Source organism: Mesorhizobium sp. M1B.F.Ca.ET.045.04.1.1 (genome assembly GCF_003952465.1).
Lineage (GTDB): Bacteria > Pseudomonadota > Alphaproteobacteria > Rhizobiales > Rhizobiaceae > Mesorhizobium > Mesorhizobium shonense.
The window spans coordinates 5,649,847-5,671,994 of sequence record NZ_CP034448.1 but is presented as its reverse complement, the minus strand read 5'-3'; the positions used below and the strand labels follow the sequence as shown (position 1 = coordinate 5,671,994).

Sequence of the window (22,148 nt, the reverse complement as noted above, 5' to 3'; positions counted from 1 at the left end):
CGGCCAGCCGCAGCAGGTGCGGAAGAAGGAGCACCGATTGGGGTCCAAAGCTCGAAAAATGCAATCGATGCGAGTCCTCCATGGCCCTGTTCGCAACCGAAAAACTTTCCCCGGACAGCCCTGCGCGGAACGGGGGCTGCCTAGTGGTCGAAATCTGACGCTTCATACCCGATGCGGAGCGCGGCTTTCGACCATCCCCCAGGCGACCGACCTCAGCGGACTATCGGACTCGACGATGGCATCCAAGCGATTGCTGGGCTAATGTCGCCCGAACGAGGCTAAAACGGTGTCCGGCTGATAGACCGTTATTAACTACCGGCGTCTGGCGCCACTCGCACTGGAAGATCAGTTCCGATGCCCACGTTGCTATCGCTGCCCGACGACATATCGATCAAATCGGCGCTCGGGGAATCTGTCCTTGAAGCCGCTCGCCGGGCGGATGTCCCGATCGCCTGCGCTTGCGGCGGCAAGGCCAAGTGCTCGACCTGCCGGATCTGGATTCTCGACGGTGCGGACGGCTGCCCGGAGCGCACGGCGTTGGAGCGCACGCTCGTGGAGCGGTTGGGGCTTGGCAACAACGTACGCCTGGCATGCCAGCTCAGACCTGCCTCCGACATCACCTTCCGCAGGCTCGTGCTCGACGAGACCGACCTGCGAATGACCAGTCAGTTGCTGCCGCACAGGTCCACCAGTGCGGGCGAGCTGAGGTCGGTCGTCATTTTCTTCAGCGACGTGGCCGGGTTCACCCACTTCTCCGAAACGTTGACGCCTTACGACGTCATGTATCTGCTCAATCGCTATTTCACTCAGGTCGCCGAAGTCATCGAGCTCAACGACGGCTACATCGACAAGTTCGTCGGCGACGGGCTTATGGCGATATTTGGCGTGAAGGGCCAGGATGATGCACCGGTGCGCGCCGTCAATGCGGCCCTACAGACCCTTGCCACGGTCGATCGGCTAAAACCCTTTTTTGCCTCGATGTACGGCATCGACTTCGATATTCGCGTCGGTTTGCATCTGGGCGAAGCGGTGATCGGCTCGGTCGGATCACCCGGCAACGAGCGCCTGACGGCTATCGGCGATGCGGTCAATGTTGCGAGCCGCGTCGAAGCAGCCAACAAGGAGGCCGGAACCCGCCTCCTGATTACCGAAACGCTTTATGAACGGGTAAAGGATGAGGTTGAAGTATCCGATTTCATTCGGGTGCGTTTGCGCGGTACCTCCGACCGAATTTCGCTGTATGAGATAAAGAAGCTGAAGGTTGAAGCCGAGCGCCGGCTGAACGAAAAAGGCGCGCGGGAGACTATACAGCTGGGCGGCAAGACGTGGCAGCGGACCGTCGCGACGAGCGAACTCAAGGATGGCGACCACAAAGTCATCGAGTTCCAAGCGCTCTATGTCGTGATTTTGCGCAGGGGCGGGCGCGTCTATGCCTTTAACAATGCCTGCCCGCATTTGAAGTTGCCATTCTTCGAGAGTACCTCGAGGGCCAACGGCCACGCCGGACAGGCCAGTACTTTCGACCAGGACGGCACGCTGGTGTGTCGCTGGCATCACAGCGGATTCGATCTGGATACAGGCGAAATCGTAAAGTGGTGCGAGGCGCTCAATGCGGACGGAACTTCGGCGGGCATGGAGATGCTCGGCGATATCTCAAAGAACCGGGCTCCGCTGCATCTCATTCCGTGCCGCGAGGAGGACGGCTACATCTGGGTCGGTTTCGATTGAACGTGCCGGCCGGATCGTCCAAAAACTCCCGCTAATCTGCTGTCGGTCCGACCAGCATTGGGTCCTCCAAACGCGTCAGGACCATTCCCGCGCTGAGCGGGCTTATGACTCCGGTACCAAGCGTCAGATTTTGACCGCTAGCGCAGGAGAGGAGGGGCAGCGCTCCCGGATGCGCTTACGTCCTCTCGCGACGGCGAATCCGGTTTGCTCGAGGTCGCGCCCATTCATGAGCCGCATCGCGCAATGAGCGCCAATTCTGGGCCTCTAATCGGTCGGCGCGATCGATGCCATTTTTGCTGTCGACAAGAGGAATTGAAGGAGCAGGAACAATGACCAAAAATCATTCCGGCAAGGTGGCGCTGATCACCGGCGGCAATCGCGGCATCGGCCTGGAGACGGCTCGGCAGCTCGCCGGACTCGGCTTCACCGTGCTCATCGGCGTGCGCGACCTCGCCAAGGGCGAGGCGGCGGCAAGGAAGCTTGGCGGCACCGTCGTGGCCATCGCGCTGGACGTTGCCGCGCCCGAGGCGGCTGCCGGCGCCGCGGAAGAGGTGCAACGCCGCTTCGGCCGGCTCGATGTTCTGGTCAGCAACGCCGCTATCCACTACGACCCGTCGGCGCGGGCGCTGCGGCCCGACTGGACAACGATCCGCGAGGCCTTCGAGACCAACGTCTTCGGCGCCTGGCGCGTCGCGGTCGCCTTCGCGCCGCTGCTTAGCGCCTCAGGTCATGGCCGGCTGGTCAACGTCTCGTCCGAAGGCGGCTCGCTCGCCTCGATGGGCGCCGGCGCGCCGGCCTATTCGACCAGCAAGGCGACGCTCAACGCGCTGACCCGCATCCTTGCGGCCGAGCTGCTCGGCTCGGGCGTGCTGGTCAATTCGATCTGCCCCGGCTGGGTCGCGACCGACATGGGTGGCCCCGGCGGTCGTCCGGTCGCGCAAGGCGCGGCCGGCATCGTCTGGGCGGCGACCCTGCCGGACGACGGCCCGACCGGCGGCTTTTTTCGCGACGGCAAGCGGCTGCCCTGGTGAGCGCATTGTCTTGATTTTGATGAGGTTGGACTACTATCGCTCGGTTTGATGACGGGCGAAACTCGTCGGCACCCACGTCGAGTACGATAAGATAGACGCGGAGAAAGGGTGATGGACAACATCCGACCCATTAGGACCGAAGCCGATTACGATTGGGCGATTGCGGAGATCACTCGCTATTTTGACAAGGAGCCCGTTCCCGGCACGCCTGACGCTGATCGTTTCGATGTTCTTGCTGAACTCATCGAAGCATACGAGGCAAAACACTACCCTATCGCGGAAACCGACCCGGTGGACGCGATCACTGCTCATATGGAGATGGCCAGTCTCAGCAGGCACGCGCTGGTAAAGCTGCTCGGGTCAGCGTCGCGCGCATCTGAGATTCTAGCCCGCAAGCGAGCGCTGACGATGGACATGGCTTTCAAGCTCAATCGTGAGTGGCATATCCCCGCAGAGGTCCTGCTCGTTCCTTACCACTTGGCCGACCAGGGCAACAAAAAGGATAAGGAAGCCGCCGCTCGCGCTTAACCTTCCCAGGGCGTTTCATCACCACATGACCGCCTCTTGATCGTCTCCGGCAACTGGTCATCCCGTCCATCCGCCATGCTACGAAAATAGCATTCTCGGCCCGTGAAATGTGATGCTAGGCTCGCTTTCGCGCACCCAGTGCACGCGGCAGCCCAGCCGCAAAACGAGCAGTCCCGCAAGAAGAGGAGTGGCAGGCGGGATCGAGGCGTCAATCCAGAATCCGACGGAACTGTTGAACCATTGCGAGGCCCGCCGCGTTTGACGTGGTTGGCCACAAGGGAGGAACCACCAGTGAAAGCATCCTATCTCGTCTCGGCCGCGCTCATTGCGGCATCCGCAATGCCGGCGGCGGCTGGCGAAATTTCCGACGGCAAGGTCAAGATCGGCATCTTGAACGACCAGTCCGGCGTCTATGCCGATTTCGGCGGCAAATGGTCGGTCGAGGCCGCCAAGATGGCGGTCGAGGATTTCGGCGGCAAGGTGCAGGGCGCGCCGATCGAGATCGTCAGCGCCGACCACCAGAACAAGCCGGACATCGCCTCCAACATCGCGCGCCAATGGTATGACACCGAGCAGGTCGACGCGATCATGGAGCTTACGACGTCTTCCGTGGCGCTCGCCGTCCAGGGGCTTTCCAAGGAAAAGAAGAAGATTGACATCGTCACTGGCGCCGCCTCGACCGACCTCACCGGCAAGCAGTGCTCGCCCTATGGCTTCCACTGGGCCTATGACACGCACTCCCAGGCTGTCGGCACCGGCGGCGCGCTGGTCGAGCAGGGCGGCGACAGCTGGTATTTCATCACCGTCGACTACGCCTTCGGCTATTCGCTGAAGGATCAGACCGCCAAGCTCGTTGAAGCAAGCGGCGGCAAGGTGCTGGGCGAGGTGCGCTATCCGCTGGGCTCCACCGACTATTCGTCCTTCCTGCTGCAGGCGCAGTCCTCCGGCGCCAAGATCATCGGCCTGGCCAATGCCGGCCTCGACACCTCCAACTCGATCAAGCAGGCGGCCGAGTTCGGCATCGTCGCCGGCGGCCAGCGGCTGGCCGCCCTTCTGTTCACGCTCGCCGAAGTGCATGGGCTGGGCCTGCAGGCGGCGCAGGGCGTGGTGCTGACCGAAGGCTATTACTGGGATCGCGACGACGTCAGCCGCGATTTCGCGCAAAAATTCTTCAAGCGCACCAACCGAATGCCGAACATGATCCAGGCCGGCACCTACTCGGCGGTGACGCAGTATCTCAAGGCCATCGACAAGGCCGGCACCGACGAGACAGAGGCGGTTGCCAAGCAGCTGCACGAGATGCCGGTCAACGATGTGTTCACTGTCAACGGCAAGGTGCAGGCCGATGGCTCGATGGTGCACGACATGTATCTCTACCAGGTCAAGAAGCCGGAAGAGTCGAAGAAGGACTGGGACTACTACACCTATCTGGCGACCATTCCCGGCGACAAGGCCTTCATGAAGGCTGAGGACAGCGGCTGCCCGCTCGTCACCAAGTGACGCTCGAGACCGCCACCGCCGTCCGCTCGGACGGCACGGAACAGATGCCGCGGGTCGTGCTTTCCGCTCGCGGCCTGCGCCGCGACTTCGCCGGGTTCGTCGCGGTGAAGGATGTCGATCTCGACGTCCATCACGCAAAGATTCACGCGCTCATCGGCCCGAACGGCGCCGGCAAGACCACCATCTTCAACCTGTTGACGAAATTCCTGCAGCCAACCAGCGGCACGATCGAATTGCTCGGCATCGACATCACCCGCACGCCGCCGGCGCGTGTGGCGCGCATGGGGCTGGTCCGCTCCTTCCAGATCTCGGCGATCTTCCCGCATCTGAGCGTCCTCGACAATGTGCGCGTCGCGCTGCAGCGCCCGGGCGGGTTGGGCTACCAGTTCTGGCGCCCGGTCTCGGCGCTGGACCAGCTGACGCCAAGGGCGCGCGAGCTGCTCGCCATCGTCGGTCTCGACGATGCCGCGCATCGTTTGGCCGGCGATCTCTCCTATGGCCGCAAGCGCGTGCTGGAGATCGCCACCACGCTGGCGCTGGACCCCAAGGTGCTTCTGCTCGACGAGCCGATGGCCGGCATGGGGCATGAGGATGTCGGCATGATCTCGGGCATCATCCGCTCGCTGGCAAGAGACCGCGCCGTGCTGATGGTCGAGCACAACCTCACCGTTGTCGCCGATCTCTGCGACTGGATTACCGTCATGCAGCGCGGCCAGGTGCTCGCCGCCGGCGACTACGCCTCCGTCAGCCAGGACGAGCGCGTGCGCGTCGCTTACATGGGAACCGAGCATGAGTGAGCCGCTGCTGGCCGTGCGCGATCTCCACGCCTGGTATGGCGAAGGCCATGCGCTGCATGGCGTCAACCTCGAAGTCTCACGCGGCGAGACTGTGACCCTGCTCGGCCGCAACGGCGTCGGCAAGACCACCACGCTGCGCGCCATCATGGGGCTGATCCGCAAGCGCACCGGCTCCGTCACCTTCAACGGCAAGGACCTGATCCGCCTGCCGCTGCACCGCGTCGCCCATCAGGGCATCGGCTTCGTGCCGGAGGAGCGCGGCATCTTCGCCACGCTCACCGTCGACGAGAACCTGATCCTGCCGCCGGTGGTGGCCAAGGGCGGCATGAGCGTGGAGGAGATCTTCGAGCTTTTTCCGAACCTCAAGGAGCGCCGCAACAGCCAGGGCACAAAACTGTCAGGCGGCGAGCAGCAGATGCTGGCGATCGCGCGCATTCTTCGCACTGGCGTCGAGATGCTTTTGCTCGACGAGCCGACGGAAGGGCTGGCGCCCGTCATCGTCCAGCGCATCGGCGAGTTGCTGGCGACGCTGAAGAAGCGCGGCATGACGATCCTTCTGGTCGAGCAGAATTTCCGCTTCGCCGCCCGCATTGCCGACCGTTTTTACCTGATGGACCACGGCAAGGTGGTGGAAGGCTTCCCGGTCGGGCAGCTTTCCGCGCACACCGAGAAACTGCACGAGGTGCTGGGGGTATGATCACGCCATGACCATGATCTTCGGCATTCCCATCCAGGCCTTGCTCGGGCAGCTCCTGGTCGGCCTGATCAACGGCTCCTTCTACGCCATGCTCAGCCTCGGCCTTGCGGTCATCTTCGGCCTGCTGCGCATCATCAATTTCGCCCACGGCGCCCTTTATATGCTCGGCGCCTTCATCGGCTATCTGCTGCTTGTCCATCTCGGCATCGGCTACTGGCCGGCGCTGGTCATCGTGCCTTTGGCCGTCGGCCTGTTTGGCATCGTGGTCGAACGCCTCGCGCTGTCGCGGCTCTACCGCCTCGACCCGCTTTACGGCCTGCTCTTCACCTTCGGGCTCGCCTTGGTCATCGAAGGCGTGTTCCGCTTCTACTACGGCGTTTCCGGCAACCCATACGCCGTGCCGGCGCTGCTCGCCGGCGGCACCAATCTCGGCTTCATGTTCCTGCCCAACTATCGCGGCTGGGTGGTGGTGGCCTCGCTCATCGTCTGCATCGGCACCTGGCTCTTGATCGAAAAGACCAGGCTCGGCTCCTACCTGCGCGCCGCGACCGAAAACCCCGAGCTCGTCCAGGCCTTCGGGGTCAACGTGCCGCTGCTGCTCACGCTTACCTACGGCCTGGGCGCCGCCCTTGCGGGGCTGGCCGGCATCCTTGCTGCACCCGTCTATCAGGTCAGCCCGCTAATGGGCTCGGACCTGATCATCGTCGTCTTCGCCGTCGTCGTGGTCGGCGGCATGGGCTCGATCCTCGGCGCCATCGTCACCGGCTACATGCTCGGCCTCGCCGAGGGCCTGACCAAGGTTTTTTATCCGGAAGCCTCGAACCTCGTCGTCTTCGTCATCATGGCGATCGTGCTGCTGCTCAGGCCCGCCGGCCTGTTCGGAAGGGACGCCTGAGATGAGCGAGGCGACCCTTCACGCAGAGCGCGCCGCTGCCTCCGTCCGGCTGGAACGGGCGCTTGTGGCGCTGGGGATCGTGGCGCTCGTCGCCGCGCCCTTCCTCATCTACCCGATCTTCGTGATGAAGATGCTGTGCTTCGCACTCTTCGCCTGCGCCTTCAACCTACTCCTCGGCTACACCGGCCTGCTTTCCTTCGGCCACGCCGCGTTCTTCGGCGGCGCCGCCTATTTCTGTGCCTATGCGGTGAAGGCCTGGGGCTGGCCGCCGGAGGCCGGCATCCTGCTCGGCACCGCGGGCGCGGCGGCAATGGGCCTTGTCGTCGGCTTCCTCGCCATCCGCCGGCAGGGCATCTATTTTGCGATGATCACGCTCGCGATGGCGCAGATGTTCTATTTCTTCTGCGTGCAGGCGCCCTTCACCGAAGGCGAGGACGGCATCCAGGGCGTCGAGCGCGGCCATCTCTTCGGCGTCCTCGACCTCAACGTGCCGATGAACATGTACTTCTTCGTGCTCGCAATCTTCCTGATCGGCGTCTTCGCCATCTGGCGCATCGTCAACTCGCCCTTCGGCATGATCCTGCGCTCAATAAGAGAGAACGAGAACCGCGCCATTTCGCTCGGCTACTCGGTCGGCCGCTACAAGCTCGCCGCCTTCGTCATGTCGGCAGCCCTTGCCGGCCTCGCCGGCGCGCTGAAGGCGATCGTCTTCCAGTTCGCCACGCTCACCGACGTCACCTGGCAGATGTCGGGCGAGGTCATCCTGATGACGCTCCTCGGCGGCATCGGCACCATGGTCGGCCCGGTGGCCGGCGCCGGCCTTGTCGTCGGCCTGGAAAACACGCTTGCGACGTCCGGCTTCCCGGTGACGATCGCAACAGGGCTGATCTTCATGGTCTGCGTGCTGATCTTCCGGCGCGGCATTGTGGGGGAGGTTTATGCAAGGTGGCTGGGGCGGGGAGGTTGAGCGCCGGGACTCTCCCCCCTTGAGGGGGAAATGGCCGGCGGGCCAGAGGGGGTCGCCTCGCGTAGAGCGCCGACGCCCTTGCTCGACGTGCGACGACGTCGAGCTCTACGTGAGACGACCCCCTCTGTCGCCTTCGGCGACATCTCCCCCTCAAGGGGGGAGATCAGCAGCTCACCCCACCGGCACCTCCATCCCCATCGCGACGAAGGTGCGGAACCTTTTGACGTTGTTGTTCTCGAAGAACAGTCGCCTGGTCAGCGCCTCGTAGTCGGCCATCGTCGCCACGGTGACGACGAGGATGAAATCGGCCTCGCCGGTCACGTAGTAGCACTGCTGCACTTCCGGCACCGCGGCGAAGCCGCGCTTGGCGGCGTCGATCAGTTCGGCCCGTTCGCTCTCGACCTCCACCTCGACGAAGATGGTGATCGGGTGGCCGACCTTGGCCGGATCGACCAGCGCCACATTGGCGCGGATGACGCCACGCTCCTCCATGCGCCTGATGCGCCGCTGCACGGCCGGCGCCGACAGGTTCACCGCTTCGCCGATCGCGCGCTGCGGCGTGGTGTTGTCCTTCTGCAGGATGGCAAGGATTGCGCGGTCGAAGGCGTCGAGGTCAGGAGATTTTGGCATGGCGGCATCCAAATGAAACAAACTTGCAATCAGATGGCCGAAACAGAGCGCAATTCTCGATCGCTCCGCAATAGAGTTCAGCGCTTCGGAGAAAAGAGCCATGATGCTGCTCAACCAACGTCCCGAACATAACCAACCGCTGGTGGCGGCCGATTCCGCCGCCCTCGGTATAGCCGGCGCCGACCAGGCCGAGCGCTATCTCAAAGTGCGCGACAATCATGTCGAGACGCCCCAGCATGCCCTGCCGGCGCTGGCGGGCGAGCTCGGCATCGGCTCGCTGCACGTCAAGGACGAGGGCAAGCGCCTTGGCCTCGGCAGCTTCAAGGCGCTGGGCGGCGCCTATGCCGTCATGCGGCTGGTGCTGGAAGAGGCCGGCAAGCGGCTCGGCCGCGCCGTCGATGTCGGCGAGATCGGCGACGCAAGCGTGCGCGCGATCGCGGCGCAAATGACCTTCTGCTGCGCCACCGACGGCAATCACGGCCGCTCGGTAGCGCAGGGCGCCGGCCTCGTCGGCGCACGCTCGGTGGTCTTCGTTCATACGGGGGTCAGCGCCGAGCGCGTAGCCGCCATCGCTCGCTTCGGCGCCGAGATGGTGCGCGTCGAGGGTGGCTACGATCATTCGGTGCGCGAGGCCGCCCGCATCGCCGCCGAGCGCGGCTGGACGGTGGTCTCCGACACGTCCTGGCCGGGCTATGAGCGCATCCCCGGCCTGGTCATGCAGGGCTATACGGTGATCGTGCGCGAGGCGTTGAAGCGCATGCCCGAGCGGCCCACCCATGTCTTCCTGCAGGCCGGCGTAGGCGGCTTTGCCGCGGCGATTGCCGGCCATCTGGCGATCCTGTTCGGCGGAGAGCGGCCGAAGGTCATTGTGGTCGAGCCCGCGCGGGCGGCGTGCATCTACGCCACCGCCGAGGCCGGGCGTCCGGTAAAAATCCCGCATGAGCAACCGACCGTCATGGCGATGCTCGAATGCCATGAGCCGTCGCTGGTCGCCTGGCGCGTGCTGTCGCGCCTCGGCGATGCCTTCATGACGGTGGACGAGCAGGACGCGGTCGCGGTGATGAACCGGCTGGCGCGCCCTGCCGGCAACGATCCGGCGATCGTCTCCGGCGAGAGCGGCGGCGCAGGGCTTGCCGGATTGATCCGCGCCGCCGGAGACAAGGAGATGCGGGGAGCCCTTGGCCTCGGCTCCAGCTCCCGCGTGCTCATCATCAACTCCGAGGGCGCCACCGACTCAGGCCGCTATGCCGAACTGGTCGGGATGGCGCCTGAAGACGTCGCGCGGGCACGGCAGCCGGCATGAGCAATCTGACGATCAACGCCGACCGCCTCATCGGCCACATCGAGGAGCTCGGCCGCCTCGGCCGCGATGAACAAGGCCGCCTGGTCCGCGTCGCGGCTTCGGACATGGACAGGCTCGGCCGCGACCGTCTCGTCGCCTGGCTGCAGGAAGCAGGGCTCGACGTCGCCGTCGACCGCATCGGCAACATCTTCGGCATCTGGCAGGACGATACCAATGCCGGCCAGGCGCCGGTCATGCTCGGCTCGCATATCGACACGGTGATCGATGCCGGCATCTATGACGGCTGCTATGGCGTGCTTGCCGGTCTCGAGGCGATCGAGAGCCTGAAGGAGGCCGGCTTCGCTCCGGCCCGGCCGATCGTGGTCGCCGCCTTCACCAATGAGGAAGGGGTGCGCTATGCGCCCGACATGATGGGCTCGCTGGTCTATGCCGGCGGCTTGGACGTCGAGGAAGCGCTCGCCACCGTCGGCACCGACGGCTCGGTGCTGGGCAAGGAGCTGGAGCGCATCGGCTATGCCGGTCCTCACGAGCCGGGCTTCCTCGATCCGCATGCCTATGTCGAACTGCATGTCGAGCAGGGGCCGGTGCTCGAACGCGAGGGTATCGCCCTCGGCGCGGTCGAAAACCTGCAGGGCATTTCGTGGCAGCGCATCGTGATCGACGGCGTCGCCAACCATGCCGGCACCACGCCGATGGCGATGCGCAGCGATGCCGGCGTCGCCGCCGCCCGCGCCATCGTCTTCCTCGCGGACCGCGCCGCCGCCTCGCCGACACCGACGGTCGCGACCGTCGGCACGATCGCCTTCGAGCCGAACGCCATCAATGTCATCCCATCGCGGGCGACCTTCACCGTCGACCTGCGCGATTCCGACGAGGCGCGCTTGGGAGAAGAGGAGGCGGCGCTCGCCGCTTTCCTCGGCGGGCTCGCCACCAGCGCGAACGTCTCGATCCGCACCGAGCGCCTGGCGCGCTTCGCGCCGGTGACCTTCGATCCCCGCATCGTTTCGCTGATCGAGGATTGCGCCTTGGCCAACGGCTTCTCCTGCCGCCGCATGACCTCGGGCGCCGGGCATGATGCGCAGATGATTGCGCGCGTCGCGCCGTCCGCGATGATCTTCGTGCCGAGCCGCGGCGGCATCAGCCACAACCCGGCCGAGTTCACTGCCGCCGGCCACGTCGCCGCCGGCGCCAACATTCTGCTCGGTGTCGCCGCCAGGCTGGCGGCCGACTGATTGGAAGAGGGGGAATGCAGATGACCGACCTCGAAGAGCTTCATCGCGAGATGACGGCGTGGCGGCATGATCTCCACGCCCATCCCGAATTCGGCTTCGAGGAAAAGCGCACCGCCGCTTTCGTGGCGGAAAAACTGCGCGCCTTCGGGGTAGAGGTGGCGGATGGCATCGGCGGCACCGGCGTCGTCGGCACGCTGACCAGGGGCAGCGGCAACCGCGCGATCGCGTTGCGCGCCGACATGGATGCGCTGCGCATCGCCGAGCAGGGGACGGCTGCCTACCGCTCGCAAACGCCTGGCACCATGCATGCCTGCGGCCATGACGGCCACACCGCGATGCTGCTCGGCGCGGCCAAGCTGCTTGCCGATGAAGGCGGTTTCGACGGCACCGTGCGCTTCATCTTCCAGCCGGCCGAGGAATGGGGCAGGGGCGCGCTGGCGATGCTGGAAGACGGCCTCATCGAGCGCTTCCCCTTCGAGGAAATCTTCGGGCTGCACAACATGCCGGGCCTTCCCATCGGCCATTCGAGACCCGGAGCGGTCCGGTCATGTCGGCCGAGGACAATTTCGAGATCGTGGTGAAAGGCCTTGGCGGCCACGCGGCGCGGCCGCATGCCGGGCGGGAGACGTTGGTTGCCGCCTGCGCGCTGGTCCTCAACCTGCAGACCATCGTCTCGCGGCGCTTGAGCCCGGCCGATATCGGCGTCGTGTCGGTCACCGAGCTCATCACCGACGGCACCCGCAACGCGCTGCCCGGGCTCGCCCGCATCCTCGGCGACTGCCGCAGCTTCCGGCCCGAGGTGAGCGCGGCGATCGAGAAGGAAATGCGCCGCATCGCCGAGGGCACGGCGCAGGCCTATAACGTAGCAGCCGAAGTCACTTACACGCGCGAGTTCGTGCCCTTGATCAACGACGCGGCGCTTGTCGACGAGGCGCTTGCGGCGGCCCGAGACCTGCTGGCCGACGACGCCGTTGGCGTCGCGGCGGAGCCGATGACGGCTTCGGAGGATTTCGCCCGCTTCCTGAACGAGGTGCCCGGCTGCTTCGTCTTCATGGGCAACGGCAACTCCGCGCCGCTGCACAACCCGTCCTATGACTTCAACGACGAAGGCCTGCTCCACGGCGCGCGCTTCCATGCGGCGATCGTGAGGCGGCGGCTGCCTTTGGGTTGAAGGCTGCCGCGATTGGCTAGAGCAATTCCAGGAAAAGTGTGTAACGGTTTTCCGTCCGGAATTGCTTAGAAACAAATAGTTAGAGCAGTTCGGCGTTTCCGTGAAACGGTGAACTGCTCTAAGGCCTCAGCGCGCGATCTCACCCGATACTCGGGATGCTAGGCAGGATCTCTGGCCCGCCGGCCATTCAGTTGTTCTGCAGTCATGGCCAAACCGGGCTGGCGACCAATGCCACACGAGGGCGGAGACTCCTCAACCTCGGCCATAGCCTGATTGGCACGAAAGGGATCAAGGCAAGGTTAGTCGCGGCCCGGCGCCGTTGCATTAGCATATACTAAATTGCCGCTTTGGGTTAAATTGAAACAATCTTGTCGAGTGTCCGGGACGAGGCTGCGGGCTGCCTCAGGGAGGATAGGATGATCGAGCGGGGATGCGCGTGGGCGAGACGGGCTACCTGGGCCTTTTGGCTTCTTGCCCTGCCCGCCCAGGCCAGCAGCTTGGGTGATCTGGTCAAGAAGGGCGACGTCGCGGCCGTGGCTTCCGCCTTGGACAAAGGCGCCGCTGTTAACGAAATTGACGGAGTTACGGCGCTCTACATCGCCTGCGAAGGCGGAAATGTCGAGCTGGCAGGACTTCTGATCAAGCATGGGGCGGACGTCAACCTGCCCGTCAGCTGGCAAAGAACGCCACTCTACGCAGCCAACAAGGGGGGGCACGCTGAAATCGTCAAGCTGCTGCTCGATAGTGGAGCCAATCCAAATCAGGTGGCGAAAGCGCAGACGCCGCTGCACGTGGCTGCCGAAAATGGCTGCCTTCAGTGCGTCATCCACCTTGTCGACGCCGGAGCGGACGTCAACGCGCTGACGTCGAATGGAAGTCCGCCCATACATCTGGCCAAGCTCAGTGGTCACAACGACGTCGCGGCCTACTTGCACGGTCATGGTGCCGGACGACCGGCCATTGCGCCGATTTCGGCACGCCTTGCATCGGCAAACGCCCAATCGGGCAAGGAAATTTACGACAGGACCTGCGGGGCCTGTCATCTTTCGCCGGGGGTCAGGGTTCCCAAAAAGGTCAGTCTGTGGGGCATCATGGGGCGCCAGAAGGGTTCACAAAACGATGTCCAGTATTCGTCAGCCCTAAAGGACGCTGGTGGCAATTGGACCTTTGAGGAGCTCAATTTTTTCATCTCGAACCCCGCCATGACTTTGCCTGGAACAGATATGTCTTTCCCGGGTCTGAAGGACGAGAACCAGCGAGCAGACCTGATCGCTTACCTACGGACGTTGAGCGAGACACCGGTGCCGCTTCCCGACAATTGATTGCTCCTGTTGGCGGATACTGTGATACGCAAATTAGCTCGAAGCGCCGACGCACGCTGACTTGCGTTGCGATCCCTTCGCGCCCCCCTCTGTCCTGCCGGACATCTCCCGCACAAGGGGGAGATTGGCAGCTTCACCCTAGTAACCCTTTCTTCTCAGCTTTCGTGCAGAATTGCACGACGGGGCGAAAGAAAAACAGGGCATGGCGGACGGCAATAAACGCAACGGCAAGTTCTGGGCGCTGGCGCTCGATCGCGCCCAGCTCGGCCTTTGGGACTGGAACCTCGCGACCGGCGATTGCTATTATTCGCCGACCTGGTCGAGGATGCTTGGCTACGCCGAGGGCGAGCTCGCCAACACCTCCGATCTCTGGCTGAAGCTCACCCATCCCGACGACCGCGAAAGGGCGCAGCAAAGCGGCGACCGCCACATCGCCGGCCTGACCCCATCCATCGAGACGGAGCTGCGCCTGAAACACAAGGACGGCCACTGGGTCTGGGTGCTCGACCGCGGCGGCATCGTCGAGCGCGACGCCGAGGGCAGGCCGCTGCGCCTGATGGGCGTGCAGACCGACATTACCAGGCAGAAAGAGGCCGAGACCGCGCTGGATGAGGTCAATGTCCGCTTCCGGCTCGCGCTCGCCGCCAGCGGCACCGGCATCTGGCACTACGACATAGCTACCAATAAAAGCTTTTGGGATGCGCGCACCCGAGAAATCTTCGGCCTAGTGAGCAACACCGATGAGGTGACGGCCGATCTCTGGCACACCTATCTCCACCCGGACGACAAGGAGGCCACAGAGAGGGCGCACCTGCCGTCACCGGGCTCGCAGAGCGTCACGGCCACCCAATATCGCATCATCCGGCGTGACGGCGTGGTCCGCCACGTCGAGTCGCTGGTGCGCTTCATCGCCGCCGGTTCGGCCGGCCAGATCCTCGGTACCGTGCGCGACATCACCGACGAGAAGAAGCGCGCCGAGGAGCTCGCCCACGCCGCACACCACGATGCCCTGACCGGACTGTTGAATCGTTCCGCCTTCGACCGGCTGCTGGCCGAAAATATCGGCGCGGCCGCGCGGCTGCCGCTCGCCGTGTTCTATGTCGACCTCGACTACTTCAAGGCGCTGAACGACTATGCCGGCCATGCCGCGGGCGATGTCGCGCTAAGGAGCGTCGCCGCGGGCATTCGCGCCAGCCTGCCGTCCTCGGCGCATGCGGCGCGCCTCGGCGGCGACGAGTTCGCGCTGCTGGTGCCCAACTGCAACGACGCTTGCGCCGAACGGCTCGCGCGCGCCGTGCTCGCCGCCGTGCGCGACGCCGATCTTGGTCCCGCCGTGACCTCCCGCAGGTTGGCGGCCAGCATCGGCATCGCCTTCGTGCGCGATCCCAAGATGACGGTGGCCGACGCGTTGGCCTGCGCCGACGATGCCTGCTACGCTGCCAAGGCCGGCGGACGCGACCGCTTCGCGGTGTTCGCGGCCGAAACGGCTTCCGGGGTCGGCGGCCTCAATGCCGCGCGGCTCGCCGCCAAGCTGGTCGACGCGATGGAGGATGGCAAGCTGAAGCTGTTCGGCCAGGAGATCCATCGCCTGGGCAGGCCCTGGGAAGAGAGCCGCCATGTCGAGGTGCTGGCGAGGCTCGAAGGCCGCGACGGCAAGCTGATCCCGCCAGGTGAGTTCATACCGGTGGCCGAACGCTTCGGCCTTGCCGCCCGGCTCGACCGCTGGATCATCCGCACGGCGCTGTCGCGCCATGGCCAGGCGATGCTTTCCGGCGCCATCTCGCTCGGCTTCAACCTGTCGGCACAGACGCTCTCCGATCCACAGCTCTGGGATTTCGTCGATACGGCCATGGCCGAAAGCGGCGCGCCGCCGTCGGCCATCGGCTTCGAGATCACCGAGACCGCCGCCGTCACCAATTTCGACGCGGCGGAAGAATTCGTGCGCAAGGCCAGGCTGCGCCATTGCCGCGTCAGCCTCGACGATTTCGGCGCCGGCATGAGCTCCTTCGAATATCTCAGGCGCTTCCCCATCGACGCCATCAAGATCGACGGCTCCTTCGTCGAGCACATCGCCGACAGCCGCTTCGACCGCGAGATCGTCTCGGCGATCACCGGCATCGCCCGCTCGATGGGCTGCGCGGTCGTCGCCGAGAAGATCGAGGAAAAGAGCGCGCTGGAGATACTCATCGGCATGGGCGTCGCCTATGGCCAGGGTTATTTCCTGCACCGGCCGGAGCCGCTGCAGGCGATCGTGGCAAGGGCGGCCGGCCAGCCGGTGCTGTTTGAAAGGCCGCAGTTCCGGCTGAGCGTATAAAATAAGCAGTTGCTAAAATTTAATCCGCTGATTTAAGGGCGCCGTAATCCGGCAGGGCAATGGTGCTCCATCGACAATAGGATCGGGGCGACCATGAAGAAACTCCCCTTGCTGGCGGCAACGGCGATCGGCCTGCTCGGCATCCTCGCAACCGGGCAATCCTTCGCGGGTTCGGATCATGGTGGTCAGGTGACGGCGGCCTTGCCGGACGACAACGACGACCAGGACGCCACCGCCGGCAATGACGGCGATCACGATGTCGCCGGCAATGACGAGAGCGGCCATAAAGGCGAGGGTGCCGATTCCGGCTCGCATCAGGGCGACCAGGGCGATGACGAGGGCGGCGATCACGATCACGACGGCGGGGACAGCGCAGGCCATGACGGTGGCGACAGCGGCAGCCATGATGGCGGGGACGGCGGAGACGGCGGCAGCCACGACGGTGGCGACGACTGATCGGCGGCGCCTGAACAGCGATCTCCCTTCGGCGGGCTGGGCGCCGCCCACCGGCCCGTCGGTCGAGCGCATAGCGGCCGCGCTGCCGTACTAGGGAATTCTTAAGATATAAGCGGCTATCACCTTGCCGAACCGATTTCGTTCCGTTCGAGACATGATGTCTTGGCTCGACTATCCGGCGCCCATCCGATGGTGGACGGGTTCCGTTGAGGCCAGCAATGTCTCCACTGTCCGCGCTGAACAACGCCGCCCTCCTGATCCTGCAGCCGCAGCGCTCGACGTCTGTGTCCGCATCGGTTGGAGACAGTCTTGTCGCGAGCATCAATCGCGCCCATGCCGGCGCGGGCTCGCCGCTGACGCAGGCGCAGGCCAGGATCACCGAGTCCATGTTCAGCGTGAACAATCTCGACGCCACGCAAATGAAGGCTCGGCTGTTCGAGCGCGTCGGCAAGGAATTCGGCATCGATCAGGACGATTACGATTCCCTGTTCTCCTACGGCTCGGCCATCAAGACCGCGCTCGACGACCTGAAGCAGAAATCTCCCTCCAGCATTGCCGAGATCGAGAAGAAGCTGGGACTGGATGAGCTCGGCATTTCGCTCGATACGCTGGTCAACGCGATCGTCGATCCAAATGGCAGTGATGGCGACAGGCTGGATGCCGCGCTGGAGAAGAAAGCCGGCGACCGCGGCAAGGGCGAGGGGAAGGCCGCTACGCATACCCCGACGCAGCCGGACGAGATCGGTCTTTACGGCGGCTGAGCGAGACCGGCGATGTCTTCACCTGCCGTGCTGAACAACACCGCTTTGCTGATGCTGCAGCAGCAACCGCCGGCGACGGCCAGATCGGCCGCGGACAGCCCCGCCGGGTCCGGCGCCGGCTCGCCCCCGGTGCAGGCCGGGAACTCTCAATCCATGTTCAGCGTGAGCAACCTCAACGTCACGGCAACGAAAGTCCGGTTGATGGAGCGCGCGGGCAAGGAGTTTGGCATCGACCAGGCCGACTATGAATCCGTGTTTTCCTACGGTTCGGCGGTCAAGAACGCGGTCGAGGCGTTGAAACGGCAATCTCCCTCGGCGATCGCCGGGATCGAAAGGCAGCTTGGCCTGGACCAACTCGGCATTTCGCTCGATACGCTGGCCAATGCGATCATCGATCCGCAAGGCAGCGACGGCGACCGGCTCGACGCCGCGCTGGAGAAGCAGGTGGGCGATGATGGCAAGGATGAGGGGAATGCCGCCTCGATCCGGCCGGACGAGATCGGGCTTTACGGCCGATGAGAGCCAATCTCTCCCTTGTGGGCCCACAAGAGGGAAGAACAGCAGTTCCAACGCCTGTCAATGATGCGCGTGGCTGTCATTGCGCTTGCGGGTAGCCGCAGCCTTCTTCGCCGAGGCCGAACGCGCCGCCGCTGAGCGCTCGCCCGACGCATTGCCGCCCATCCGGCCGCCCTTGTGTGCCGCCGGATTGCCGGTGTGCTTGCCACGGCCGGAGCCGCCTTCCTTCTTGCCGCCGGCATCGTCCTTGTTGACGGTCGCCCAGGCGCGCCGCTCGGCTTCCTTCTCCGAGATGCCGCGCTTCTCGTAGCCTTCGGCGATGTGGTCGGCCTTGCGTTCCTGCTTGTCGGTGTATTTCGATTTGTCTCCGCGTGGCATTTTTCTTCTCCTTGTTGCACTGAGTGAAGTTCTACGACCGGCCTCAGTTACCCTTCTTCTGGCCGGCGTCGCCGAGGTTGGACCGCTCAGGGTCCTCGTTGGTCTCGCCGGCCGCATCGCGGTTCTTGTCGGGATCGTCCTTTGGCGGCAGATAACCGGGAGGGCGGTTCCCCTTCGGTCCCTCCCAGCGCGGCCATTGCTCGGTTGTTCCGGGGCGTCCCGGGCGTGGTGAGTTGCTCATTGTCTGCCTCGCTTTTCAGAGGGGCGCTCAGCCCTCGGCCTTCATGGTGCGTGCGATTTCGAGCAGCTTGTCGCGGTCGTGCCCGTGCTCGCGGATCAACTCGCGCGCCTGCTTCGGCGAGAGGTCGGTATTCTCGGCCAGGAACCGCACGTCCGGGTCGTCGCCACCCTTGGTCGGCAAGGTGTCCGAAGGCGGTGCGTGGGCGGCACCGGGGCGGTGCGGGATTTTGCTGTTCATCTCAGGTCTCCTTTGGTGAGCTGCCACTAGCCTGCCGTCTCCGATTGCTTGCGGCGTGCCGCCTTCTTGCGGCGCAGCACCTCATCGGTTCCGACGATGTTCTTCGAGCCGCCGGTGATGGCGGTCGAAACGACCGCCGGCGGATCGCTCGCCGGGAAACTGTCCTCCAGACCGGACTGCAGCTGCTCCTCCAGCGTCTCCGGAATCTCCGAGCGCCCTGCCGTGCGGCGGTCGTCGATCTCTTCCAGATCGTGCTTGGCATCGGGATGTTCGCGCACATTGCGCAGCGTCGACACAATGAGCTCGACCGCGAACTCCTTCATCGCCTCGCCATCCGGCGCGGCGATGACGGTTTCCTCGACAAGGCGCACGAGCGACGTCTCGAGCTTGTCCAGTTCCCGCATGCCCTGGCGGCCCGCCAGCCTTTGGATCAGCGAATGGATCAGCAGCGGAGCAAAGATCGAATAGGCATGCATGCGTGCCTCGTCGACGCGCTCGGGGTGAAGTGTGTGCACGGACATCGCTGCCTCCGTTGAACCTCCTGCTGGCGGCGGCCGGCCACCGCGTGCTTTTTGAGGAACCGGAAGAAGGGGAAGAAGTTCCAATTGCAGGAGGAGCAGCGCCGGAGCCGTTACGCAATTTCGGACAGAGATGACTGTTGCGCATTTTTCCAGGCATTGCTCCAGGGGCGACGCCCGCAAAGCTCTCGGGTGTGGCGCCGAACCGCTTGGGCGCGTCATGCCCGGGGCCACCGGTCCGAAAGGCCCCTGCGACTGAAGTCCGAGCGGCCCGCGCATTGGGCCGGCGGCGGCAACCAAAGCAGAAGCTTCGAGTTAGTGGGCGGTCGTCGGTGGAACCCCCCTCCGTCGTCGGCACATTTTGGGTGCCCGCTATTTCCGCGCAAAAGGCGGGCACCCAATACCGTCGGAACCCAAGAACCATCCGAATAGGAAGCCGCGTTGCCGGTTTCGGAAGCGAGACGACGTTTTGACCTTTATTTCTGCCAAGTCCAAATCGCGAGAAGCTGAAAGCCATCCCGCAAACGACAACCATCTCTCCGCTCTGGCCGATATCTCGATCCTCGAATTCATTGTCGACGATGACGACGTCGCCGACATTGCCAGGCGCGCCGAGCGCCTGGGCAATGCCGTGGTGATCGTGATGGCGCTCTGCCTGATCGTTGCGCCGGCGATCTATCTCACCCTGGCCTACGGCTTATAGCGGCCGGTCGCCCGTTCAGGCATCGCAACTATTTCGCCTGGAAAAAGGCGCGCAGCGCCGCTGCCGTCTCGGCCGACGCCTCCTCGGGGAAGAAATGCCCGCCGGGCATCGCTCCGCCGCTGACATTGCCGGCCCACTTCTGCCACAGCGCCAGCGGCCCGCCTTCTTGCGCGTACCATTCGGCCAGCGCGCCATGCCCGCTCCATAGCGCCAGCACCGGGCAGGCGATGCGCCGGCCCGCTGCCCGGTCCGCATGGTCATGCTCGCGGTCGAGCGTCGCTGCCGCACGATATTCCTCGCAGATGGCGTGCGCATGAGCCGGATCGCGCAAGGCATCGGCATAAGCCTGCCGGACCTCGGCGGGAAAGGCGGCAGGCGAGGAGCCCCAGCTTTCCAGCGCATTGTCGACGATCGCATCCGCGGCCGCCGCCATGATCGCCTCCGGCAGCGGCTCGGGCTGCGCCAGCAGCGACCATGGCCAGTAGCCCAGCGCCAGCCTGGCATCGGTTCGGTCCCAGGCATCGGCGGTGGCGATGATGTCGAGCACAGCAAGTTTCTCGACGCGGTCGGGATGGTCGAGCGCCAGCCGATAGGCAACGCGGCCACCACGATCGTGCCCGGCAACCATGAACCGGGAAAAGCCGAGCTTCGTCATTAGCGCCGCAAGGTCGGCAGCCATGGCGCGCTTTGCGTAGGGAGCATGATCCGGGCTGGACGGCGGACAGGAGCTTTTCCCGTAGCCGCGCAGGTCGGCGCAGACGACGCTAAGGCGGTCGGCGAGCTTCGGCGCCACGTCGCGCCACATCAGATGCATTTCCGGAAAGCCATGCAGCAGGAGCAGCCCCGGACCGCTCCCGGCGCGGCGGATGAATAACCGTGCCTCGCCCGTATCGACCTCGGCGATTTCGAAATCGTCGAACATGTTTTTTGCCTCCGGCAGGCGGAACGGCGGAGGCCGAGTATGGTTGCTATGACCGCACGCGGAAAGGGTTTCGCTCGGCCGACGCCTTGCGATGTTCGAACCGGGCGGAATCGAGTGTAGGGACGCCTCGAACATCTGGTCTCTTTTTTCGTTCCGCGCTTTGACGGCGATCTTGAGACGATCGCCCCGGTATTTCGTCGGGCGCGACATCCTGCAGGATCCGCAACCCTTCCACCCCGGCCCGCTCGGGGTGGGAAGAAGTTGTCCTTCGGCGTCGATCTGGGTGTTCGGTGTTGTACAAGTCGAAGCAGAAGCGTTCCATCGGTACTACGATCCCCGGCAGTTTTGACGTCCAGTTCACCGCCGCGATCATTGTCCAAGAGGCTGGTTCTGAAGGGAAATCCGCCTGCGTCGGCTCAGTTATGGCTACTGTCATGACCGGTCGTCTGCAACCGGCCCGACCCTCCAACGTTAGCTTTTGCGAATGGAGGACAGAAGAGCCAGAATGCTGGAATCCCTGTTTCTCAACCTTGGCCAGCACGATGCCCTTTCGGACGAAGAGAAGGGCTTGTTGAGCGGCGCAATGTCGGTCGAGAAATATTTCGTCACCGGCGAGGATATCGTCCAGGAAGGGTCGAGGCCCACCTCCAGCACGCTCATCGTGGACGGGCTCGCCGCACGCTACAAGGTACTCGAGGACGGCGGGCGGCAGTTCACCTCACTGCAAGTGGCAGGCGATTTCGTCGACCTCCATGCCTTTCTTCTGAAGACCATGGACCATGGCATCATCGCGCTCTCGCCCTGTCATGTGGTGGCAGCCGATCACGGCAAGCTGCGTGCAATAACCGAGCAGGCGCCGCATCTGACCAGGCTGTTGTGGCTGGACACGCTTGTCGACGGCGCCATCCACCGCGAGTGGATCGTGGCCATGGGGCGCCGCTCCAAGACCTCGCATCTGGCGCATCTCATCTGCGAGTTGTTCGTCAGGCTTCAGGTCGTGAAGAAAACCCATGGCATGAGCTTCCATCTGCCGCTGTCGCAGGCTGTGCTCGCCGATGTGCTCGGACTCTCGGTCGTGCACATGAACAGGGTCATCGGCACGCTGCGGCGCATGAACGTGATCAGCTGGGTCAACCACATGGTCGCGATCCTCGACTGGGAGCGTCTCGTCGCGATCGCGGAATTCGACCCGACCTATCTCAGCATGAACAACGAGCCGAGGTGAGGGCGCGCTTCAGAGCATTTCAGGAAAAGTGTGTAACGGTTGGGCTCGGTGACTTCGCCGTAGCCTCCGTCCGGAA

General features: G+C 64.4%; 23 protein-coding genes and 1 pseudogene. 18 read left to right on the top strand and 6 right to left on the bottom strand.

Annotated elements, in window-relative coordinates; all coding sequences use genetic code 11:
* Positions 1 to 354: 354 nt before the first annotated feature.
* From EJ071_RS28095 to EJ071_RS28060, 8 genes are all read left to right on the top strand, one after another.
* Positions 355 to 1,728, top strand: a complete 1,374-nt coding sequence (locus EJ071_RS28095; protein ID WP_126100765.1) for an adenylate/guanylate cyclase domain-containing protein — start codon at positions 355 to 357, stop codon at positions 1,726 to 1,728.
* A 329-nt stretch (positions 1,729 to 2,057) separates the two neighbouring features.
* Positions 2,058 to 2,759: an SDR family NAD(P)-dependent oxidoreductase gene (locus tag EJ071_RS28090; protein WP_126100764.1), complete on the top strand. Its 702-nt coding sequence runs from the start codon at positions 2,058 to 2,060 to the stop codon at positions 2,757 to 2,759.
* A gap of 111 nt (positions 2,760 to 2,870) precedes the next feature.
* Positions 2,871 to 3,287: an XRE family transcriptional regulator gene (locus EJ071_RS28085; RefSeq protein ID WP_126100763.1), complete on the top strand. Its 417-nt coding sequence runs from the start codon at positions 2,871 to 2,873 to the stop codon at positions 3,285 to 3,287.
* A gap of 291 nt (positions 3,288 to 3,578) precedes the next feature.
* A complete protein-coding gene (locus tag EJ071_RS28080; protein ID WP_126100762.1) occupies positions 3,579 to 4,787 on the top strand; it encodes an ABC transporter substrate-binding protein in 1,209 nt (402 codons plus the stop codon).
* 44 nt (positions 4,788 to 4,831) lie between these two features.
* Complete coding sequence (locus tag EJ071_RS28075; RefSeq protein ID WP_126102747.1) at positions 4,832 to 5,584, top strand: ABC transporter ATP-binding protein; 753 nt, start codon at positions 4,832 to 4,834, stop codon at positions 5,582 to 5,584.
* Complete coding sequence (locus tag EJ071_RS28070; RefSeq protein ID WP_126100761.1) at positions 5,577 to 6,281, top strand: ABC transporter ATP-binding protein; 705 nt, start codon at positions 5,577 to 5,579, stop codon at positions 6,279 to 6,281. Before EJ071_RS28075 ends, EJ071_RS28070 begins: the two co-directional genes overlap by 8 nt.
* A gap of 7 nt (positions 6,282 to 6,288) precedes the next feature.
* The gene (locus EJ071_RS28065; protein WP_126100760.1) at positions 6,289 to 7,176 is read left to right on the top strand and encodes a branched-chain amino acid ABC transporter permease; all 888 of its coding nucleotides are present in this window, start codon (positions 6,289 to 6,291) and stop codon (positions 7,174 to 7,176) included.
* Position 7,177: 1 nt separating this feature from the next.
* Positions 7,178 to 8,143 carry a branched-chain amino acid ABC transporter permease gene (locus EJ071_RS28060; protein ID WP_126100759.1) on the top strand — a complete coding sequence of 322 codons (966 nt, stop codon included), beginning with the start codon at positions 7,178 to 7,180 and terminating at the stop codon, positions 8,141 to 8,143.
* 171 nt (positions 8,144 to 8,314) lie between these two features.
* Here EJ071_RS28060 and EJ071_RS28055 read toward each other — a convergent pair whose 3' ends face one another.
* The gene (locus EJ071_RS28055) at positions 8,315 to 8,773 is read right to left on the bottom strand and encodes an Lrp/AsnC family transcriptional regulator (RefSeq protein ID WP_126100758.1); all 459 of its coding nucleotides are present in this window, start codon (positions 8,771 to 8,773) and stop codon (positions 8,315 to 8,317) included.
* Positions 8,774 to 8,873: 100 nt separating this feature from the next.
* On the opposite strand from EJ071_RS28055, the gene EJ071_RS28050 reads away from it, so the two are divergent.
* The 8 genes and pseudogenes from EJ071_RS28050 (at position 8,874) to EJ071_RS28015 (ending at position 17,851) form a co-directional block, all read left to right on the top strand.
* Positions 8,874 to 10,076 carry a diaminopropionate ammonia-lyase gene (locus EJ071_RS28050; RefSeq protein ID WP_126100757.1) on the top strand — a complete coding sequence of 401 codons (1,203 nt, stop codon included), beginning with the start codon at positions 8,874 to 8,876 and terminating at the stop codon, positions 10,074 to 10,076.
* Positions 10,073 to 11,308: a Zn-dependent hydrolase gene (locus EJ071_RS28045; RefSeq protein ID WP_126100756.1), complete on the top strand. Its 1,236-nt coding sequence runs from the start codon at positions 10,073 to 10,075 to the stop codon at positions 11,306 to 11,308. The genes EJ071_RS28050 and EJ071_RS28045 overlap by 4 nt, the downstream gene beginning before the upstream one ends.
* Positions 11,309 to 11,328: 20 nt before the next feature.
* Positions 11,329 to 12,479: pseudogene (locus EJ071_RS28040) on the top strand (M20 aminoacylase family protein).
* Between the two features lie 416 nt (positions 12,480 to 12,895).
* The gene (locus tag EJ071_RS28035) at positions 12,896 to 13,801 is read left to right on the top strand and encodes an ankyrin repeat domain-containing protein (protein WP_126100755.1); all 906 of its coding nucleotides are present in this window, start codon (positions 12,896 to 12,898) and stop codon (positions 13,799 to 13,801) included.
* Positions 13,802 to 14,003: 202 nt separating this feature from the next.
* Positions 14,004 to 16,115: an EAL domain-containing protein gene (locus EJ071_RS28030; protein ID WP_126100754.1), complete on the top strand. Its 2,112-nt coding sequence runs from the start codon at positions 14,004 to 14,006 to the stop codon at positions 16,113 to 16,115.
* Between the two features lie 93 nt (positions 16,116 to 16,208).
* Complete coding sequence (locus EJ071_RS28025) at positions 16,209 to 16,571, top strand: hypothetical protein (protein WP_126100753.1); 363 nt, start codon at positions 16,209 to 16,211, stop codon at positions 16,569 to 16,571.
* 218 nt (positions 16,572 to 16,789) lie between these two features.
* Positions 16,790 to 17,332, top strand: coding sequence for a hypothetical protein (locus tag EJ071_RS28020; protein ID WP_126100752.1), 543 nt, complete (start codon positions 16,790 to 16,792; stop codon positions 17,330 to 17,332).
* A gap of 12 nt (positions 17,333 to 17,344) precedes the next feature.
* Positions 17,345 to 17,851, top strand: coding sequence for a hypothetical protein (locus EJ071_RS28015; protein ID WP_126100751.1), 507 nt, complete (start codon positions 17,345 to 17,347; stop codon positions 17,849 to 17,851).
* Between the two features lie 57 nt (positions 17,852 to 17,908).
* Here the strand turns inward: EJ071_RS28015 and EJ071_RS28010 are convergent, their stop codons facing one another.
* Genes EJ071_RS28010 through EJ071_RS27995 form a run of 4 tightly spaced genes read right to left on the bottom strand, consistent with a single transcriptional unit; the run spans position 17,909 to position 19,225 of the window.
* Positions 17,909 to 18,226, bottom strand: coding sequence for a plasmid stabilization protein (locus EJ071_RS28010; RefSeq protein WP_126100750.1), 318 nt, complete (start codon positions 18,224 to 18,226; stop codon positions 17,909 to 17,911).
* 43 nt (positions 18,227 to 18,269) lie between these two features.
* Positions 18,270 to 18,467: a hypothetical protein gene (locus EJ071_RS28005; RefSeq protein ID WP_126100749.1), complete on the bottom strand. Its 198-nt coding sequence runs from the start codon at positions 18,465 to 18,467 to the stop codon at positions 18,270 to 18,272.
* A 27-nt stretch (positions 18,468 to 18,494) separates the two neighbouring features.
* Positions 18,495 to 18,704 (bottom strand): hypothetical protein, encoded by a 210-nt coding sequence (locus tag EJ071_RS28000; RefSeq protein ID WP_126100748.1) that lies wholly within the window; start codon positions 18,702 to 18,704, stop codon positions 18,495 to 18,497.
* Between the two features lie 26 nt (positions 18,705 to 18,730).
* Positions 18,731 to 19,225, bottom strand: coding sequence for a hypothetical protein (locus EJ071_RS27995; protein ID WP_126100747.1), 495 nt, complete (start codon positions 19,223 to 19,225; stop codon positions 18,731 to 18,733).
* 466 nt (positions 19,226 to 19,691) lie between these two features.
* Here EJ071_RS27995 and EJ071_RS27990 point away from each other — a divergent pair, with 466 nt between their 5' ends.
* Positions 19,692 to 19,925 carry a hypothetical protein gene (locus EJ071_RS27990; RefSeq protein WP_126100746.1) on the top strand — a complete coding sequence of 78 codons (234 nt, stop codon included), beginning with the start codon at positions 19,692 to 19,694 and terminating at the stop codon, positions 19,923 to 19,925.
* A 28-nt stretch (positions 19,926 to 19,953) separates the two neighbouring features.
* Here the strand turns inward: EJ071_RS27990 and EJ071_RS27985 are convergent, their stop codons facing one another.
* Positions 19,954 to 20,847, bottom strand: a complete 894-nt coding sequence (locus tag EJ071_RS27985) for an alpha/beta hydrolase (protein WP_126100745.1) — start codon at positions 20,845 to 20,847, stop codon at positions 19,954 to 19,956.
* Positions 20,848 to 21,352: 505 nt separating this feature from the next.
* Between EJ071_RS27985 and EJ071_RS27980 the strand changes: the two genes are divergently transcribed.
* A complete protein-coding gene (locus EJ071_RS27980) occupies positions 21,353 to 22,072 on the top strand; it encodes a Crp/Fnr family transcriptional regulator (RefSeq protein ID WP_126100744.1) in 720 nt (239 codons plus the stop codon).
* Positions 22,073 to 22,148 lie beyond the last annotated feature (76 nt).